The sequence below is a fragment of the Agrobacterium sp. CCNWLW155 genome (genome assembly GCF_036888815.1).
GTDB lineage: Bacteria > Pseudomonadota > Alphaproteobacteria > Rhizobiales > Rhizobiaceae > Agrobacterium > Agrobacterium radiobacter.
Genome location: NZ_JBAKFW010000004.1, coordinates 394,007 through 412,529, shown reverse-complemented (window position 1 = coordinate 412,529; position 18,523 = coordinate 394,007). Strand labels below are relative to the sequence as shown.

Genomic DNA, 18,523 nt, shown 5'->3' with positions numbered 1-18,523 from the left:
AACCAAAAAGTTAGCCGCGGCAAACTTCTGCGCGGGCATACATTCCTTGTGTGAAAAGACGCGATCCGCGCCCGTCTGTCTGATCGTCAGGGCGAAGTTAGCCGCGGCTAACCGTCAAACTGTCACAAAAAACAAAAGTGATTCTTCCACAATGCCTTAGCGGCACTTTCGCACCTGAGAAAAAAGCCTATTGCGCCAAAAAGAGAATCGGCGCTTATATCTCAGTTGCGGAAAAAACCGCCTTTTTCGAAAAAAACCGCTACTGCAATTTCGAGCGAAAGAAGACCGATGACACAGAGTGCCGATTTAAGACGTGCCGCAGGAGCACCCGACCTGACGAGTCTTATACAACAGCATTCGGCTGCGTTGTCAGCCCAATTGCAGGCTCATAATGCAAATACATTTTCACCACACACCGAAAAGAGCATGCGCCATTTCTCACCGGCAGAAACCGCGCGGCTGATCGGTATCGGCGAGGCCTATCTTCGTCAGATCGCCGCCGAACGCCCGGAACTCGATGCGGCCCAAGCCTCCGGCCGCCGTTCCTATTCGGTTGAGGATATGGACGAGATCAGAAAATTCCTTGATCAGGGCGCACGCGGCACCCGTCGTTATCTGCCACACCGCCGTGATGGCGAAGAGTTGCAGGTCATCGCCGTCATGAACTTCAAGGGCGGTTCTGGAAAAACCACGACGTCTGCACATCTGGCGCAATATCTGGCGCTGCGCGGTTACCGGGTGCTCGCCATCGATCTCGATCCGCAGGCCAGCCTGTCGGCGCTCTTCGGTCATCAGCCAGAGATTGATGTCGGTCCGAACGAAACGCTTTATGGCGCCATTCGTTACGATGACGAACGCCGGCCGATCGCTGAAATCGTTCGCGGCACCTATATTCCTAATCTCCATATCGTTCCGGGCAATCTGGAACTCATGGAATTCGAACATGACACGCCCCGCGCTCTGATGCGCCGCGCACCCGGCGATACACTGTTTTTCGCCCGCATTGGTCAGGCAATTGCCCAGGCGCAGAATTTCTACGATGTCGTCGTCATCGATTGCCCGCCGCAGCTTGGTTATCTGACGCTTTCGGCTCTGACCGCCGCCACATCCGTCCTCGTCACCGTTCATCCGCAAATGCTGGATGTGATGTCGATGAACCAGTTCCTTGCCATGACCGGCGACCTTCTCGCCGAAATCGGCAGGGCGGGCGCACGTTCCGACTATAACTGGATGCGTTATCTGATCACCCGTTTTGAACCGAGCGACGGACCGCAGAACCAGATGGTCGCCTTCCTGCGCTCGATTTTCGGTGAAAACGTCCTCATCCACCCGATGCTGAAGAGCACGGCCGTCTCGGATGCCGGACTGACCAACCAGACACTTTTCGAAGTGGAAAGAACCCAGTTCACCCGGTCCACCTATGACCGTGCGCTGGAAGCCATGAACAACGTAAACGCTGAAATCGAAGGACTGATTAAAAAAGCGTGGGGTAGGGCAGCATGAGCAGAAAACAGATATTCGCCAATCTTGGCACTCCGGCCGCCGACAGCAATGAGACCGCATCCGAGCGGTCGCGTCCGCGTATCAGGCCCATCCTTGGTTCCCCGGAACTCGTGACCGACGTTCTGAATTCCCCGGTTGGTATGATCGGCCAGTCGCTCAGCGAGGTATCGGAACGCGCCAAGCGTGCGGAAGAAATCGAAAGGCAGCTCGCAGAAGGTCTCACGATCGTTTCGCTCAACCCTGCCGATATCGATCCCTCTTTCATACCTGATCGCATGCCAGCCTCCGAAGAGGCGGATGCAGGTCTCGTTGAAGCCATTCGTGAACAGGGCCAGCAGGTTCCCATTCTGGTGCGCCCGCATCCCGAGTTCCCCGGCCGTTATCAGGTCGCCTTTGGTCATCGTCGCCTGCGTGCAGTCTCCAGCCTCGGTATTCCGGTCAAGGCGGTCGTACGTGATCTCAGCGATGAGCAGCTCGTCGTTGCCCAGGGACAGGAAAACAACGAGCGTCGGGATCTCACCTATATCGAAAAGGCGCGCTTTGCCCAGAAACTGCAGATACGGTTTCCGCGGGATACGATCATGGCCGCCATGTCGCTGCACAAGGGCGATCTCTCCAACATGCTGTCGGTTGTCGGCCGCATTCCGGAGGATCTTGTCGATCTTATTGGCCCCGCCCCAACTGTCGGCCGTCGTAACTGGATGGACCTCGCCGATCAGCTTTCCTCTTCTCAGGTCAAGGAAGCGGCCCGTGCCTATGTGAGGGATGCCTCGGTCGCTGCCCTGCCATCGGAAGACCGTTTCAAGTCGCTTCTGGATTTCCTGAAGCCCAAGGCGCAGGCAAAAAAAACCGGTGTCTGGTCGTCCGAAACCGGCGGCCGGCTGGCGAAGGTGGTCGAGAGCGACCGCAAGCTGGATATCTCCATCGACAAGAACGAAGCACCGGAATTTGCCGAGTTCGTTCTGGAACATCTTCAAACGCTGTTTGCCGAATACCGGTCCAAGCAGTGAGTTTTAACTCGAACGACTAACAGGAGACGCATCACAAAAGAAAAAAGCCCCCGAACGTTGCCGCGCGGAAGCCTTTCTTTGATTTAAGCACCCGAAGAATCTCATTTCCGCGAATCATAGTCAAGAGTCTTGGCATCGAATTTTTCGGTGAGCGATTTTCTTTTGCCTTGTGAAAGGTGAAAGACATGGACAGCACATGTGTAACGACGCCCTTTGGGCGGCGAGCGATGTCGTTTGGCGTCCTCGCTACCCAGTTTGCCGCGCAGAAAAACAAGAAGATCGAAGCGGTCGATAAATGGAAACTCTATCGTTCGGTCTGTGAAGCCCGGCCTTTGCTTGGCGTGACCGATCGCTCGCTTGCGGTCCTGAACGCGCTTTTGAGTTTTTATCCCAAGAACGAACTTTCCAGCGAAGCCGGTTTGGTCGTCTTCCCGTCGAATGCGCAATTGTCACTCCGTGCCCACGGCATGGCCGAACAGACATTGCGCCGGCATCTTTCGGCTCTTGTCGAAGCCGGCCTCATCATTCGCAAGGACAGCCCGAACGGAAAACGATACGCCCGCAAACACCGGGGAGGGGAAATCAGCGAGGCTTACGGTTTTTCGCTGGCACCGCTTCTTGCCCGCAAAGCGGAAATTGAGGAACTCGCCGAACGCATCGTCAGCGAGCGGCTCGATCTTCAGCGGCTTCGTGAAAGTATCAGCCTTTGCCGCCGCGATATCCAGAAACTCTGCGACATGATTGCTGCGAGCGGTCAGGTCGAAGCCTTCGAAGGGTTTCAGACACGTTACAACGCCATTGCCCGCTCTCTCGGTCGTAATTCCAAGCCCGCGGAACTCAAAGAAATCGGCGGTTTTTTGGCCTCTTTGCGTGCTGAAGTAACCAACTATCTGGAAAATATTGAAAAATCGGAAAATTTGGGCGGCAATGACTGCCAAAATGAGCGCCTCATAAAGAATTCAGAATCCGAATCCATATCTAAACGGCAGGATTTGCACGAGCCGGTAACCACTGCACCTGCCAGCACGGTAAGCGCCCAGCCGGCATATGCGGCACCCATCAGTGCAAAACCTTCACCGCCATCCCCAAAGCCTGTTCTTCAAAAACAATTTTTTGTTCCTGATATTGTTTTGGTTTTGAAGGCTTGCCCTGACATCACGCTCTATGCCCCAGGCGGAGCGGTTACAGGCTGGCGCGATCTGGAAGTGGCGACATCGGTGATCAAAACCATGTTCAACATCAGCCAGTCCGCCTATCAGGATGCGCTTGCCACATTTGGCCGACAGGGAACCGCAGCCATTCTCGCCTGCCTTCTGCAGAAAGCAGATCAGATAAGTTCGCTTGGCGGGTATCTGCGCAATCTGACCCGTAAGGCGCAGGAAGGCGGCTTCGACATGCAGACAATGCTCTTGGCCCAGTTGAGAGGGCGTAAGGACACTATGGAGGCCAGCATGCCCTGCTGAGTTAACGGAGCGTGGAAAACGGTCTCGGCTTGCGGAAAAAGCAGACCGAAGTTACATTAACGCCGTTTCCGCAAGAAAAAGAGATTCGCATGAGGCTGCTGATATCAACAGTGTAGCCAAGGGGTTTCTATGGTTAATGCAGGGTAATGAAAACTAAGTCCGAATTAGCTTTCGTTTGCGTTTTTCCGTGATTGCTTTCAAACGCTTGAGTCGGGGATGCTTTTTGTCGGAAAAGCGCTGCAAGGGCGGAAAAGTGCAATCTGTATACACCGATCACCTGTCAAAGTGGGCGTGTAGCACCGGATAAAAGGCATGTCCGGCTGCTGCAAAAACCCGGGATGAGTTCCACGGGAATGCACATTTGAAAGACGACGGGCCTCGGGTGGAGGCGGGCGAAGTTGAACTTTCGGCAAGGTTCCGCGTTTGCGCTTCATTGCTTAAACGGATGGCTGAGCCGATGAATTTTCCGGATGATATGGAACTCTCCGTCGCTCTCTATATGGCGGACAACGCTTTGCCCCGGGACAGGGCCATTGAAAAGCTTCTGAGGGCGGAGCTCGAAAACGCCGGCCATCTTCCCGGCGGTCAAGGTAGGCCGCCCGAAATCATCGATGGGCAACCGAGCGCGGACTATGTCCAATATAGCTCCTACCTCGATGAGGACATCTGAAAGGGGCGGAACCAAAGCGGGCGAGGGCGGTTTATGGCGCAAACAATTGTGCCAGGATGCGTCCCATGTTTCCAAGATCATTTTTTCTCGCAGCCGCGCTCGCCACTATGACGGGCTTGCCGGTATTTGCCCAACCTATCGAGGTCAGCACGCTCGAGGTTTCCAGGGCAGATAGCACCCCACTTCCGCCAAAGGTCTTGGTCCCGAACTACATCACCGACGTGTCGGGAAAAAAGGTTCGTCTGGTCGGGCCGCGTTTTTATCCCGACAGTGCGCGGGCGCTGGAGTTTCCCGGTCAAAAATTGAACCCGGTCGAAGCGGGCAGCGAAGAGATTTTTTCCCAACGGTGAGAGGCCATTGGTGAGCGGACGTATCGCGACGACCAACATCTGACGGGGGTGGCATGAGAGCCAAGGGCGAGACTTATTCACGCAAGGCGGATGGGGAAAGCTGGATAAGGCGGGAGGGGCAGGATGCCGGAAAGGCCAGTTTCCCCGAATTGTTCTTCGATCTGGTCTTCGTTTTCGCGCTGATCCAGCTCTCCCACGCCCTCGCCAAAGATTTTGGGCCGACGGCAGCGCTTGAAGCGGGCATCCTGATATTATCGCTTTGGTGGTTATGGATACATACCACCTGGATCACAAACCTGTTGAACACGGAAAAGGAACCGGTCAGGATTTTGCTGTTTGTCCTGATGTTCGGTGGCGTTTTGCTCGCCATCGCGCTGCCGGAGGCTTTTGCGGAACAGGGCCTTGTCTTCGCCCTGATCTACAGCGCGATGCAGGTGGGGCGAAGCCTCTTTGCGCTGTATGCTTTCAAGGATGAAGACCGGCAGTCTTTTCTGGTATTTGTGCGCGTGACGATCTGGCTCGCGGTATCAAGCCTGTTCTGGCTGGCCGGTGGACTGGTCGATCTGGCGGATCGCATTCTTCTGTGGGGCATCGCGCTTGCAATCGAATATGCCGGCCCCGCCTGCCGTTATGTCGTGCCGGGCTTGGCCTCAAGCGACGAGGACCGGCTGCATCTTTCCGGCGAGCATCTGGCGGAGCGATGTGCGCTTTTCGTCATCATCTGCCTTGGGGAAACGATCCTCACCACGGGGCGCACGGCCACGGAATATATGAATTCGGGTCTGACATTCATCGTCTTCTGCTCGGCTTTCGTCAGCACCGTGGCGATGTGGTGGATCTATTTTCATCACGGGCAGGAGGAGGCTTCGAGAAAAGCCGAGAACGCCGAAGAAAAAGCGAAGATTGCCCATAATCTTTTCAACTACGGGCATTTGCCCATTGTAGCCGGCATTATCCTGACGGCGGTAGGTGAGGATTTCAGCCTCTCCCACGCGCGCGAAGGCGCGACCATGCGGGAGGCGATCGCCATTCTCGGCGGTCCCGTCCTGTTTCTGGCCGGCAATATCGGCGTCAAGATTGCCGCCGCCTATCAGCGGCCGGTTTCGCATCTTGCCGGCGTGGTGGCGCTCTGCCTGCTTTTGCCGGCGCCGGGTATTCCGCTTTTTGTGCTGCAACTGGCAAGCACGGGAATTCTCCTGCTCGTCGCCCTCTGGGAATATCTGGCGCTGAAAAAAGCAGGCACCAATGCCTGACGACTAATCACGCATTGGCCAGATTACGCGCCCTGTCGTTCCAGAGCCGAAGGCTACGTGCATAGGCTTCCTCAAAGGGCAGAGTCATATCATTGACCAGCATCAGCGCGATGGCGGCGGTGGAAATGATGATGGTTTCGGCTCTTTCGTCCCTTGCCGCCCCCGTCCAGACCGCCCGCCAATATTCGAAGGTGGTGAACATGGTCGGCATTTCGGCGGGCGGCGCCTCGCGGGCGGGAATGAGGAATTCGACATCCCTGCCCTTTGAAAGGCCAAAAATCCGGGTGGTGCGGAAAGGGGTGAATTGCGCAAAATCCCGCGTATTGCCGAGAATGGCGAGGTTTTCCACCGAAAGCAGCCGAGCCGTGTCCCGGTGAAGTTCCTGATAGGATGGCCGGGCCACGCCGATGATAGTGCTTCGGGCGCGAAGCGGGTTGAGAAGATGGACGACCGTGTTGAGCGGCAGGCGCATCTCCAGAATGCCATGCAGGCCGAGCAGGCTCTGAAATTGCAGGGACAGGCCACCGATCGGCAGATAGGCGATGCGCTCTGAGGATGTGGCTTCGGCCGCCTGTGAAAGCGAATGGCAAAGGGGAATGCCGCAGGCCTGTGCGGCAAGTTCAAGCTTGCCGCCATTTTCGCCCTGACCCACATGGCCGTGCAACAGAACGCTGTATCCCGCCATGGAAACCAGGCGGGCTGAATGCAGGAACCACGGTGCATCGCGATGTTTCGGCGACATGTAGGCCGGCCAGTCGAGATCCGCCGCTGCCGGCTGCTGCCGATCTCTTTCGATATGTTGCCACATGGCCTCGATGAAGCCGGCAAGTTCGGCCGCGGTCACGCCGCGATAATGCATGGTGGCGAGCAGTGCGCCGATCTGTATGGGATCGGCATCGCCCTCGAGAATGATCGACAGCGCATCCATTGCCTCGTCTTGGGCGAGCGGACGGCTGTTGCCGATGCCCATTGCCGAGGTCGCGATATATTTGGCAAGCCGGTGCTGCGGATCGGCATTGTGCCCGATGCGGGCGAGACGGTCGGCAATATTTTCCGGTGTCGGCTGGCCTTCCAGAAGAACGCTGGGGCGAAGGGAAAGCGGCGGCGCCTTCATCAATACCGGCTGTTCCCAACCGCTTTTATCGAGGGCGGCCGGCGCCTCCGGTCTGTCCTGCGAATAGTCGATCAGGTTTTCGGCCTCCGCCGCTAGCGAACGAATGCGCAGCCGCATATTCTCCGCAAAGGGGGTAGGGCGCAGGCCCTGGCCAGTACGCAAAAAAAGCTGGTCTCCGTATCTTTCCCGGAGCTGTTGCAGGATGCGGCTCATTGAAGATGTCGGCAGTCCCATGCCCGCCGCAGCCCGGCTTACACTGCCTTCCCGCAACAACGCATCAAAAGCGACAAGTAATTTCAGCTGTCCGAGCCTGTCGGGTTTTGTCGTGGAGGCTGGTTCTTCTTTTCTCTTGCCGGTTGTCATCTTGCGATTTTTTTACTCCGCCGCTCATTCGGGGAGCCCTTTTTGCAATTTCTGGAATTTAGAACTGTTCGAAAACAAACGCGTTGCGCCCGCACCCCCTCCTAAATAAGTGGGGTTAAATTCTCAAGTTAAATGCGGGGGCGTAACATGGAATTGAAGTACCGCGGTCAGAACAGGGCTGCGACAACAATAAAGACCGGTGTTTCTGCAGCAATGGCGGGCACGGCTTTGGGCCTTGCTATGCCGGCTTTCGCGCAGCAGGCCCCCGAGGGAACTACGGTTCTTCAGCAGATTGTGGTCACCGCATCCGGCTTCGAGCAGAATGTGAAGGATGCTCCGGCCAGCATCACGGTTGTCACGCGGGAAGATCTGGAAAAAGGGTCCTATCGCGATCTGACCGATGCATTGCGCGAAGTTCAGGGCGTGTCCGTCACCGGCATTGCCAATGAAAAGGATATTTTCATTCGCGGATTGCCCGGCGCTTACACGCTGGTTCTGGTTGACGGCAAGCGACAGAGCACACGCGATGCCCGCACAAACGGCAATTCCGGCTTCGAACAGAGTTTCGTGCCGCCGGTTTCGGCGATCGAACGCATCGAGGTAGTGCGTGGGCCGATGTCCTCGCTTTATGGTTCGGATGCCATGGGCGGCGTCATCAACATCATCACCCGCAAGGTCGGCGATGTCTGGTCCGGCTCGGTCACGACCGAAGGCACGGTTCAGCAACATTCCAAATTCGGCAATAGCGGTCAGGTCTCCTGGTATGCCAACGGACCGATCCTGAAGGACCAGCTCGGCCTGCAGGTCTGGGGCAGGGGCTTCACGCGCGGCGAAGACGGTATTCTGAACGGCACCACAGGCGCCAAGGAATATGATTTCAACGGCCGCCTGACATTCACGCCGAATGAAGATCATGACATCTATCTCGAAGGCGGCAAGACGCGGCTGCGTCGCGACGCCGAACCCGGCGAGACGCTGGCAGCGACGGATGCCAACGGCACCTACAACACCAATACGCGTGACCATTGGTCCCTGTCGCATACCGGCCGCTGGGGGCCGACCACATCCGAATTCTCGTTCCAGCAGGAATGGGCGGAGCGCACCAACTTCACCAGAAATATCCGCACGGGCCGCGTGACCGAAAACCCGCGCTCGCCGGAAGTGCGCAATACCGTTCTCGACGGCAAGTTCACCACGCCCTTCGAATTGTTCGGCAACCACACGCTGGTCACAGGCGGACAATATTTCGAGGCGCGGCTGACGGACCAGAATCCGGGACGCCGCACCGGTCGCGATGAGACATTTTCGGCGACGCAATGGGCGCTCTTCCTTGAGGATGAATGGCGCATTGTCGATAATTTCGCGCTGACGGGCGGTCTTCGTCTCGATAATCACGAGAAGTATGGCAATCACTTCAGCCCGCGCCTTTATGGCGTCTGGAGTGCGACCGAAGAGCTGACCATCAAGGGCGGCATTTCCACCGGTTTCCGCGCCCCGGAAATCCGCCAGATCGCGCCGGGTTACGCCTATACGACGGGTGGCGGCGGCTGCAGCTATGGCCCAAGCGGCACCTGCGGCGTGATCATCGGTGATCCCAACCTCGAAGCGGAAAAGAGCACGAGCTACGAAGTCGCCGCCCTCTGGGACAATGGCGACGTTGCTCTCGGCGCTACCTATTTCTACACCGATTTCAAGGACAAGATCTCCAACGCGCTGGTGCTCAATCCGGATGGAACACCGGCCCGCTGGAGCGAAGACCGCAACTATCGTCTCTGGTATAACTACAACATCGACGATGCGGTCATTCAGGGTGTGGAACTGACGGCGACCTGGTATGCGACGCCAGAACTGACGCTGCGCGGCAACTATACCTATACGCATTCCGAACAGAAAACCGGTGACTACGAAGGTTTCCCCCTGGCGCGGACACCTGAGCATATGGCCAATCTGCGCGGCGACTGGGTGACCCCAATCAATGGTCTGGAAGCCTGGGCCTCGCTGAACTACCACGGATCGGAAATCAACGCCGGCCCACGCATCGGCACGAATGGCACGCCGGTGACGATCAATGGCAAGGCCGGTCGCAAATATGACGCCTACACCACGCTGGATATCGGGGCGAAATATGCGGTCGCCGAAAATGTCGACCTCAATGCCGCCATCTACAATGTCTTCGACAAGGATGTCGGCACCGATGATTTCAACACCGTCATGGAAGGCCGACGTTTCTGGATCAGCATGACAGCGAAGTTCTGATCTGGACACAGTCACAGAGATTCAGAGGCGCCCTTGGGCGCCTCTTTTTTGAACGTTCGTCTATTGACCTCAACTATGGTTGAGGAATTATACCGGCTGCTCTTCACTGTGTTTCCGCATTTTCCGAGCGGAAATCGTGCTGGAAGCAGGAGCCAGAATGGAAAATACCATCTTCAAACACAGCCTGACGGTCGGGGAGGTTGCCCGTCGCAGCGGTATTGCCGTCTCCACAATCCATTTTTACGAGGCGAAAGGATTGATCGAGGGCTGGCGCACCGCCGGTAATCAACGTCGTTATCATCGCGCCGTTCTGAGGCGCATCGCCATCATCCGCATCGCGCAGCGGGCCGGGATACAGCTCAGCATCATCAGGGATGCGATGGCCGATCTGCCGCAAGACAGGGTAGCGACGACGGCCGATTGGCGCAGGTTTTCCCAATCCTGGCGGGAAATGCTCCAGCTTCGCATCAACAACCTGATCATGCTACGCGATCAGCTTACCGGCTGTATCGGTTGCGGGTGCCTTTCGCTGGATGATTGTCCGTTACGCAACCCGAATGATGTTCTGGCCGATGACGGCGCGGGTCCGCGCCGTCTCGTGTCCGCCGAGTGAGCAGAAGTTTCGGGACGGGGCGATTGTCCCTCACTCGGAATCGGCTGGAACCCACACGCTGACGCTGCCGCCATTGGTGGGAAAGACGCCCTTGCCGCTCTCATCAAAGGTAATATGTTCTTCACGGTGCCCGAGAAAGTCGCGCCAGACCGCCCCGGCGTGATCGGAACCGAGATCGATCTGCTTTTCCGCCGGCTCGCCATTCGACATCACCACCACACAGCCCGGCGCATCGGCGGTGCCGTGGCGAATAAAGGCAATGCAACTCGGGTCGTCGAAAATATCCGTCTGGGCTCCGTTGGCGAAAAGGCTGCGGGCCTCGATGAGTTTCGGCAGGCATTCGATGGCCGGAATGATGATCTCGTGTTCGTTGCCGTCATTTCCGGTGTCGGTATAACGGGTGCCGAACAGATCGGGATAAAAGACGCAGGGCACGCCCTCTTCGCGCAGCAGAATGATGGCATAGGCAAGAGGCTTGAACCAGGGTTCCACCGGCGCTTCCAGCGATTGCAGCGGCTGGGTGTCGTGATTATCGACCAGCGTGACGGCGTGGTCGGGAACGGCGGAGACAAGCGAGCCATCGAAGATGTTGCGCATGTCGAAATCACCGCCCTGTTTCGAGGCGTCATGGAAGCTGTGGTGAAGGGCGACGTCAAAAAGCATGAGCTGCTTGTCGACCAGTTCGAGATAGCTTTTCAGCGCCTCGAGATCGGGGTGCCAATATTCCGCCACGACGAAGAGATCCGGATCGACCGTTTCGCGCATATGGCCGACCCAGTCACGGAAGAACCAGGCCGGGATATGTTTTGCGGCGTCCAGGCGGAAGCCATCAACCTGCACCTGCTCGGAGAGCCAGCGGCCCCAATATTTGAGTTCCTCGTAAACCGCCCGGTTCCTGAACTCGACATCCGCACCCATCAGATAGTCGAAATTGCCGTTTTCCTGATCGACTTCCTCATTCCATTCCCCATCGCCATATTCGTTGACGAGGCGGAAAATGCCGTCTTCGGTCGGTTCCTCGATATGGTCGACACCGCTGAAGCACTTCAGGTCCCATATGAATTTGGAATGTTTGCCGTTGCGACCGGGAAAGGTGAAGCGTGTATAGGCAAGCGCCGGAAAGTCTTCATCATCGATCTCGGTACGGTCCTCAGGATTGACGCGGCGAACCCGCACCTTTTCCTTCTCGTCGGCACCCATCTTGTGATTGAGAACAACATCGTGAATGACACGGATGCCGTTTTCCTTCAGCGTTCGTCCGGCATGTTCCAGGGCGGCGCGATCACCATATTTGGTGGCGACGGTGCCCTTCTGGTCAAATTCGCCGAGGTCGAAGAGATCGTAGGTATCATAACCTACAGAATAACCGCCGGCGGCGCCCTTGTAGGCGGGCGGCAGCCAAACGTCGGTGATACCCATTTTCGCAAGGCTTTCGGCCTTTTCGGCCACCTCGCTCCATAATTTCCCTCCGTCCGGATAATACCAATGGAAGAACTGAAGCAAGGTGCGTCCGGCCATATTTCCCTCACAGTAGTTAGCAGGTCGCGCCATAAACGGCCCGGCGGCGAAAGGGTTCCGCCGCCGGGGATGCGCGATCTGCAATTGTGAGGCCCGATGGCCCGTCCGTATATTAGCCGGCTATGTCGAGAAGAGCAGCGCCCGCCTGCAGATAGTCGCCTTCCTTGACGATCAGACGGACTTTGCCGGCCTTGGGGGCGACAATCTGCGTCTCCATCTTCATGGCTTCCATCACGGCCAGAAGATCGCCTTGCGAAACCGTGTCGCCGTTTTCCACCTTGAAGGACTGCAAGGTGCCGGAAACCGGGGCGAGGATTTCACCTTCCTTTTCCTTGGTGGCGGCGGCGCCCGGAACAGCCGCGCTGCTGCCGCTAACCGCACCGAGACTGGAGAGCAGCAGGCTGGGCAGGCCAACCGATACGCGCTTGCCGTCGATTTCCAGAAAAGTGCGAGTAACGGAAGGGTCGTCGGCCGGTGCCGGTCGTTCCATCGCATCCGGCATGGCGGCAAAATCGGTCTCGATCCAGCGGGTATGAACCTTGAACCCATCCGTGCCGATGAAGTCTTCGGTTTCGATCGCTGCGCGATGAAATGGCAGCACCGTGGCGATGCCTTCGATGCGGAACTCCTTCAGCGCGCGGCGGGCGCGACGCAGGACCTGATCGCGGTCGGCACCGGTGACGATCAGCTTCGCCATCAGCGAGTCGAATACGCCAGGCACGCTGGAGCCGCTGACGACACCGCTATCCACGCGAATCCCGGGACCTGAAGGTGCGTCGAAAACCGAGATCGAGCCGGGTGTGGGCAGGAAACCCCGGCCGGGATCTTCGGCATTGATGCGGAACTCCATGGAGTGGCCACGCGGCTCCGGCGTTTCAAGCACCCGTAGCTTGTGGCCTTCGGCAATGCGGAACTGTTCGATGACGAGATCGATGCCTGTGGTTTCCTCGGTAACCGGATGTTCCACCTGCAGGCGCGTATTGACCTCGAGGAAAGAAATCGTGCCGTCGACGCCGAGAAGGAATTCGACGGTGCCGGCGCCGGAATAACCAGCGGCAGCGCAGATCGCCTTGGCGGCCGCATGGATTTTCTGACGCTGTTCGGCGGACAGGAAGGGGGCAGGGGCTTCTTCGATCAGTTTCTGGTTCCGGCGCTGCAGCGAGCAGTCGCGGGTGCCGAGTACCAGCACATTGCCGTGCTTGTCGGCGAGAACCTGCGCCTCGATATGGCGCGGCCGGTCAAGGAAACGTTCGAGGAAGCACTCGCCGCGGCCGAAAGCGGCTGTCGCCTCGCGCACGGCGGATTCGTAGAGATCGGCGATCTCTTCCATCTTCCAAGCAACTTTCAGGCCGCGACCACCGCCGCCATGCGCTGCCTTGATGGCGACGGGCAGGCCGTGTTCTTCGGCAAAGGCTGTGACTTCGGCGGCGGAAGAGACCGGGCCGTCGCTGCCGGCGACCAGCGGTGCGCCGACGCCGGTGGCGATGCGCCGCGCCTCGACCTTGTCGCCCAATGCTTCGATAACCTGCGGGTCCGGGCCGATCCAGATCAAGCCGGCATCAAGCACGGCCTGCGCGAATTCAGCACGCTCGGACAGGAAGCCGTAGCCGGGATGCACGGCATCCGCGCCGGCACGTTTGGCAATCGCGATCAGCTTGGTGATATCGAGATAGGTCTCGGCCGGGCGCACGCCTTCCAGCGCATAGGCTTCATCCGCCAGCCGGACGAAAAGCGCATCCTGATCGGGATCGGCATAAACGGCGACCGATTGCAGGCCATAATCGCGACATGCGCGGATGATGCGCACCGCGATCTCGCCGCGATTGGCAATCAGCACTTTTTTCATCGCTCTTCTCCTCGGAATTCTATGTTCTTGGCCGCGATTTCGGCGAATAGGCCGATCGGGCGGAATTTGATTTTGGCGTTGACGGGGATCTGCCCGGCAAGATCGAGATGATATTCCGCCACCGCGCCGATGACGGGATAACCGCCGGTCAGCGGGTGATCGGCAAGGAAGAGAACCGGCTGGCCGCTATGCGGTATCTGGATCGCCCCTGTCGCCGTGCCTTCACTCGGCAGTTCGGCGCTGTCCTTGCGTTCCACCGGCACGTCGCCGGCAAGGCGGATGCCGACGCGGTTCGATTGCGGCGTGACCTGCCAGAACTGGCCGGTCAGCGTCTCGATACCCTTCTGCGTGAACCAGTCGGTGCGGGGGCCGAGAACGACGTCCAGTGTCACGACCTCACCGGTTGCCGGAGGTTCGAAGGCCGGAACTTCGTTGATCGATACGCTGGAGAGGCCGGACTTCTCACCCTTGAGCGAAAGGACGGCGCCAGCGCCCACCGGTTCGGGACCGACAACAGCGAGCGTATCGGTTGCGAAACTGCCGAGTACCGGCTCAACATCAAAGCCGCCGCGTACCGCAAGATAACAGCGCATGCCCTTCGGCGGCTGGCCGAAAGTCACGACATCGCCGGGTTCGAGGGATACCGGGCCATCGGTCTTTGCCGCGAAGCTGCCATCCGCCGTGGTAATGGTGACGGGGCAGGGCGCACCGGCAATGCCGATGACAGTGCGGCTTGTGCTCCTGAAGGAAAAACCGCCGAGCGTCAGTTCAAGGCACGGCGTATTAACCGGATTGCCGACGATGCGGTTTGCGGCGTTGAACGCACCGCGATCCAAGGCGCCGGAAGCCGATACACCCTGCCCTGTCTGGCCGAAGCGGCCGAGATCCTGAAAGATGGCGGGCATGGGTGCGGCGAGCACCTCGAAATGTGGGCCGTCCTTTATCGGTTCTTTTTGCGAACTACGCGGTGCCGAGACGGGAATATCGACCGTCTTGCCGGCCTTGTTCATGTCGAAGAAACGCACCCGGTAACCCGGCTGGAAAAGTGCGCCGGGATCGCGGTCAATATCCCACATTTTCACCGGCGTCGTGCCGATGATCTGCCAGCCGCCGGGGCTGTTTTGCGGATAGACGCCGCTGAAGGCTCCGGCCAATGCCACTGAACCGGCCGGAATGCGGGTGCGCGGGCTTTGCCGGCGCGGCACATGCAGGGCCGGATCGCCGCCGACCAAATAACCGAAACCGGGGGCGAAACCGCAGAAGGCCACGGTGAATTCGCTTTCGGTGTGGCGACGGATGACCTCTTCTATGCTCATGCCGGTCAGTTCGGCAACATCGGCGAGGTCCTCGCCATTATAATGGACTGGGATTTCGACGAGATTGTCCGAAGGTGCAATTTTCGCCGAAAGATCACGGCTTGCGAGCTGCGCGGCCAGCGTCTCCGCACCGATCTTTTCGGGGCGGAAACGGATCATCAACGTGCGGGCCGCCGGCACCGTCTCTTCGATGCCCTCGACCGGATCACTCTGAAGCGAGGCGAAAAGCGCCAGCGTTTCATCGAGATCGGCAAGTTCGACAAGAATGGTGGTGAGGCTGACGGGGAGAAAACGCATCATATCCTCACGCGTGATAGGCGGAATCGGGAATATCGGTGATGAACATGTGGCCCGGCGCATGGGTGATCGCAAAAGGCACGCCGGATGCCATGACCGCGGCCTGAGGGGTCACACCGCAGGCCCAGAAGACCGGAACCTCACCCGGCTCGATCCGCACCGCATCACCGAAGTCGGGTTTGGCAAGATCGATGATGCCGATTTCTTCCGGCGCGCCGACATGCACGGGCGCGCCATGCACCGCCGGAAAACGTCCCGAAATGGTTGCCGCATCGGCAACACGCGACGCCGGGATCGGCCGCATGGAAACGACCATATTGCCCTTCAGCCGACCCGCCGGACGGCAGGGCCGGTTGGTGAGATACATTGGCACATTGCTCTTGTCGGTCATGTGGCGGATTTCGATGCCCGCTTCCACCATCGGCGTTTCGAAGGTGAAGCTGCAGCCGATCAGGAAAGCGACGAGATCGTCACGCTCAGCCCACGCAGCGGTGGCATCAGCCGTTTCCTCGGCAAGCTTGCCGTCCCGCCAGATGCGGTAGAGCGGTAGATCAGTTCTGAGATCGGCACCGGGCGCGAGAAGCGTGGTGGGCGAGCCGGGATCGGAGACATCAAGCACCGGGCAGGGTTTGGGATTGCGCTGCGCATAAAGCAGGAAATCGAAAGCCCAGTCGCGCGGCAGCACGATCATGTTCGCCTGCGTGAAGCCGGGTGCGATGCCAGAGGTTGGGGCGACGAGGCCGTCGCGATAGATGGCGCGGGCCTTTCGCGCGGCGTCCGCGTCCGTGTGGTTGAGATAGGATGTCGGTATCGTCATCGGCTACCCTTTCAGCGATTGGATGCGAAGGAGCGGATGTCGATGCCATCAGCCTCGAAACGGCGGCGGATTTCCTGGGCGATGGCAACCGCGCCGGGGCTGTCGCCATGCACGCAGATGGATTGCGCCTCGATTTTTATGATGCTGCCATCGATTGCCTCCAGCGTGCCTTCGCGGGCGAGCTGCACCATGCGGTCGGCGATCTTTGCCGCATCATGCAGGACGGCACCGGCTTCCCGGCGGGAAACGAGCTGGCCCTGAGGCGTATAGGCACGATCCGCAAAGGCTTCGGCAACGACGGCAAGACCGGACTTGCGGGCGAGATCGAGGATGGGGGCATTTGCAAGACCCATCAATACCAGCGACGAGTCTATCGCCTTGATGCCGTCGATAACGGCCTGCCCCTGTTTCGCGTCATTGGCGATGCGGTTGTAGAGCGCGCCATGCGGTTTGACGTAACGCACCGTGGTGCCGGCAGCGGCGGCGACGCCTTTCAGCGCGCCGATCTGATAGATGACATCGGCAATCAGCTCTTCCGAGGTCGCGTCCAGATCACGGCGGCCGAAGCCGACGCGGTCCGGATAGGAGACATGGGCGCCGACAACCACGCCTTTTTCGGCAGCGGCCTTGACGGTGCGGTAGATGCCGGCCGGATCACCTGCGTGAAATCCGCAGGCGATGTTGGCGCTGGAGACGATGGCGAGCATCGCCTCGTCGTCACCCATGCGCCATGCGCCGTAACTTTCGCCAAGATCGCTGTTGAGATCGATAGCGGCCATGTTTGCCTCCCTTGAATTTATCAGTAGCCGAGCAGGGCGAAGATTGCGCCCGCCGACTTATAGGCCATATACCAGGTGAGTGCGCAGGTCAGCACGCCAAGCACCAGCAACCAGCGCGGGTAGTGATAACCGTGCATCAGATCGGCGCGTTTCCAGGCTGCATACATGAAGATCGAAAGGCCGATCGGCAGAACGAGACCGTTGAGGCCGCCGACGAAGACGAGCATGGCTGCAGGCGGTGTGGTGATGATGACATAGGCGATCAGCGAAATGGCGATGAAGCCGACGGTTGCCAGGTTTCGCTGGCGCTCCGTTATGTCAGGCTTGAAAGCCGTCAGGAACGACACGGAGGTATAGGCCGCACCAATGATGCTGGTCATGGCCGAGGCGAGGAAGACCGCGCCGAATAGGCGGAAGCCGATATCGCCGGCGGCGGCATGGAAAGCCTGGCCGGCGGGGTTTGCCGCCTTGCCGGAGAGATCGATGACCACGCCGCTGGCGACGACACCGAGGATGGCAAGGAACAGGATGTAGCGCAGCACGCCGGTAATCGCGATGCCGCTTAGCGCCGCACGATTGACCGCGTTGATATTTTCAACGCCCACCATGCCCTTGTCCAGCAGGCGATGTGCGCCGGCATAGGTAATATAACCGCCGACCGTGCCGCCGACGATGGTGGTGATGGTGACGAAATCGATGGTATCGGGCAGGAAGGTCTGGCGGAAGGCTTCCGCCACGGGCGGGCCGGAGACGTAAGCCGCATAAACGATCAGCGCGAGTTTGACGAAGGCGGCCACGAAAACCACGCGGTCCATGGCGATGCCCGCCCGCCGCGACAGGAAGATGCCGATGGCCGCCAGGGCGCCGATCGCGCCACCGATCTTCGGGTCGAGATCGATCATGGCGTTGAAGCCGAGGCCTGCGCCGCCGATATTGCCGATGTTGAAGAACAGGCCGCCGATGATGACGAGAATGGCGAGCAGATAACCCGAGCCCGGAATGGCGGCATTGGCAATCGCCGGCGCGCGCATGCGGGTGATGGTGACGATGCGCCAGATATTGGCCTGCACGACGAAGTCGATCAGTATGGAAATAATGATGGCGAATGCGAATGCGGCGCCCAGTTTCACCGTGAAATTCGCCGTCTGCGTGATGAAGCCCGGTCCGACGGCCGACATCGACATCAGGAACATTGCCGAAAGCAAGGCATAACGCTGATTCTTCGCCTTGCGCGCAACCTCGTTAGGGTCGGCGGGCGAGAGCTTGTTCTGCTCCATGGATTTTCTCCGCTCCAATCGCAATCCGCCCCTCGCGGATGCTTTATGCGGTCGATCTTGTCGTGTTCCGCGAAATTG

At 58.8% G+C, this 18,523-nt stretch carries 15 protein-coding genes; 8 read left to right on the top strand and 7 right to left on the bottom strand.

Annotated elements, in window-relative coordinates:
• Positions 1-288: 288 nt before the first annotated feature.
• The 6 genes from repA (at position 289) to V6S97_RS16365 (ending at position 6,249) form a co-directional block, all read left to right on the top strand.
• A complete protein-coding gene (gene repA / locus V6S97_RS16390; protein ID WP_026363408.1) occupies positions 289-1,503 on the top strand; it encodes a plasmid partitioning protein RepA in 1,215 nt (404 codons plus the stop codon).
• Positions 1,500-2,513: a plasmid partitioning protein RepB gene (gene repB, locus V6S97_RS16385; RefSeq protein ID WP_003505821.1), complete on the top strand. Its 1,014-nt coding sequence runs from the start codon at positions 1,500-1,502 to the stop codon at positions 2,511-2,513. The genes repA and repB overlap by 4 nt, the downstream gene beginning before the upstream one ends.
• Before the next feature lie 185 nt (positions 2,514-2,698).
• A complete protein-coding gene (gene repC / locus V6S97_RS16380; protein WP_080864662.1) occupies positions 2,699-3,976 on the top strand; it encodes a plasmid replication protein RepC in 1,278 nt (425 codons plus the stop codon).
• Positions 3,977-4,433: 457 nt separating this feature from the next.
• On the top strand, positions 4,434-4,646 hold the full coding sequence (locus tag V6S97_RS16375) for a hypothetical protein (RefSeq protein WP_003505824.1): 213 nt from the start codon (positions 4,434-4,436) through the stop codon (positions 4,644-4,646).
• A 65-nt stretch (positions 4,647-4,711) separates the two neighbouring features.
• A complete protein-coding gene (locus V6S97_RS16370) occupies positions 4,712-4,996 on the top strand; it encodes a hypothetical protein (protein ID WP_107676730.1) in 285 nt (94 codons plus the stop codon).
• Positions 4,997-5,049: 53 nt separating this feature from the next.
• Entirely contained in the window at positions 5,050-6,249 is a 1,200-nt protein-coding gene (locus V6S97_RS16365; protein WP_111792688.1) for a low temperature requirement protein A, read from the top strand.
• Between the two features lie 7 nt (positions 6,250-6,256).
• Here V6S97_RS16365 and V6S97_RS16360 read toward each other — a convergent pair whose 3' ends face one another.
• A complete protein-coding gene (locus V6S97_RS16360) occupies positions 6,257-7,726 on the bottom strand; it encodes a glycosyl transferase family protein (RefSeq protein ID WP_111782346.1) in 1,470 nt (489 codons plus the stop codon).
• A 147-nt stretch (positions 7,727-7,873) separates the two neighbouring features.
• Here V6S97_RS16360 and V6S97_RS16355 point away from each other — a divergent pair, with 147 nt between their 5' ends.
• A complete protein-coding gene (locus tag V6S97_RS16355; RefSeq protein ID WP_111792689.1) occupies positions 7,874-9,982 on the top strand; it encodes a TonB-dependent receptor plug domain-containing protein in 2,109 nt (702 codons plus the stop codon).
• Between the two features lie 157 nt (positions 9,983-10,139).
• Complete coding sequence (gene soxR / locus V6S97_RS16350) at positions 10,140-10,595, top strand: redox-sensitive transcriptional activator SoxR (RefSeq protein WP_003505833.1); 456 nt, start codon at positions 10,140-10,142, stop codon at positions 10,593-10,595.
• A gap of 30 nt (positions 10,596-10,625) precedes the next feature.
• On the opposite strand, the gene amyA is transcribed toward soxR, so the two are convergent.
• The 6 genes from amyA to V6S97_RS16320 form a co-directional block, all read right to left on the bottom strand.
• Complete coding sequence (gene amyA / locus V6S97_RS16345; protein ID WP_112357022.1) at positions 10,626-12,113, bottom strand: alpha-amylase; 1,488 nt, start codon at positions 12,111-12,113, stop codon at positions 10,626-10,628.
• 112 nt (positions 12,114-12,225) lie between these two features.
• Positions 12,226-13,959 (bottom strand): acetyl/propionyl/methylcrotonyl-CoA carboxylase subunit alpha, encoded by a 1,734-nt coding sequence (locus tag V6S97_RS16340; RefSeq protein WP_111792690.1) that lies wholly within the window; start codon positions 13,957-13,959, stop codon positions 12,226-12,228.
• Positions 13,956-15,572, bottom strand: a complete 1,617-nt coding sequence (locus V6S97_RS16335) for a 5-oxoprolinase/urea amidolyase family protein (RefSeq protein ID WP_111792691.1) — start codon at positions 15,570-15,572, stop codon at positions 13,956-13,958. The genes V6S97_RS16340 and V6S97_RS16335 overlap by 4 nt, the downstream gene beginning before the upstream one ends.
• Positions 15,573-15,579: 7 nt before the next feature.
• Positions 15,580-16,389: a putative hydro-lyase gene (locus V6S97_RS16330; protein ID WP_003505842.1), complete on the bottom strand. Its 810-nt coding sequence runs from the start codon at positions 16,387-16,389 to the stop codon at positions 15,580-15,582.
• Positions 16,390-16,400: 11 nt separating this feature from the next.
• Entirely contained in the window at positions 16,401-17,168 is a 768-nt protein-coding gene (locus tag V6S97_RS16325; RefSeq protein ID WP_003505845.1) for a LamB/YcsF family protein, read from the bottom strand.
• A gap of 20 nt (positions 17,169-17,188) precedes the next feature.
• Positions 17,189-18,445 (bottom strand): NRAMP family divalent metal transporter, encoded by a 1,257-nt coding sequence (locus tag V6S97_RS16320; RefSeq protein WP_003505852.1) that lies wholly within the window; start codon positions 18,443-18,445, stop codon positions 17,189-17,191.
• Positions 18,446-18,523 lie beyond the last annotated feature (78 nt).

Bases quoted from the DNA above. Each gene is read 5' to 3' on its own strand.
- repC (WP_080864662.1), top strand. From the start codon at position 2,699: ATGGACAGCACATGTGTAACGACGCCCTTTGGGCGGCGAGCGATGTCG.
- soxR (WP_003505833.1), top strand. From the start codon at position 10,140: ATGGAAAATACCATCTTCAAACACAGCCTGACGGTCGGGGAGGTTGCC.
- repA (WP_026363408.1), top strand. From the start codon at position 289: ATGACACAGAGTGCCGATTTAAGACGTGCCGCAGGAGCACCCGACCTG.
- V6S97_RS16340 (WP_111792690.1), bottom strand. From the start codon at position 13,959: ATGAAAAAAGTGCTGATTGCCAATCGCGGCGAGATCGCGGTGCGCATC.
- V6S97_RS16355 (WP_111792689.1), top strand. From the start codon at position 7,874: ATGGAATTGAAGTACCGCGGTCAGAACAGGGCTGCGACAACAATAAAG.
- V6S97_RS16370 (WP_107676730.1), top strand. From the start codon at position 4,712: ATGTTTCCAAGATCATTTTTTCTCGCAGCCGCGCTCGCCACTATGACG.
- V6S97_RS16325 (WP_003505845.1), bottom strand. From the start codon at position 17,168: ATGGCCGCTATCGATCTCAACAGCGATCTTGGCGAAAGTTACGGCGCA.
- V6S97_RS16330 (WP_003505842.1), bottom strand. From the start codon at position 16,389: ATGACGATACCGACATCCTATCTCAACCACACGGACGCGGACGCCGCG.
- V6S97_RS16360 (WP_111782346.1), bottom strand. From the start codon at position 7,726: ATGACAACCGGCAAGAGAAAAGAAGAACCAGCCTCCACGACAAAACCC.
- V6S97_RS16320 (WP_003505852.1), bottom strand. From the start codon at position 18,445: ATGGAGCAGAACAAGCTCTCGCCCGCCGACCCTAACGAGGTTGCGCGC.
- amyA (WP_112357022.1), bottom strand. From the start codon at position 12,113: ATGGCCGGACGCACCTTGCTTCAGTTCTTCCATTGGTATTATCCGGAC.
- V6S97_RS16365 (WP_111792688.1), top strand. From the start codon at position 5,050: ATGAGAGCCAAGGGCGAGACTTATTCACGCAAGGCGGATGGGGAAAGC.
- V6S97_RS16375 (WP_003505824.1), top strand. From the start codon at position 4,434: ATGAATTTTCCGGATGATATGGAACTCTCCGTCGCTCTCTATATGGCG.
- repB (WP_003505821.1), top strand. From the start codon at position 1,500: ATGAGCAGAAAACAGATATTCGCCAATCTTGGCACTCCGGCCGCCGAC.
- V6S97_RS16335 (WP_111792691.1), bottom strand. From the start codon at position 15,572: ATGCGTTTTCTCCCCGTCAGCCTCACCACCATTCTTGTCGAACTTGCC.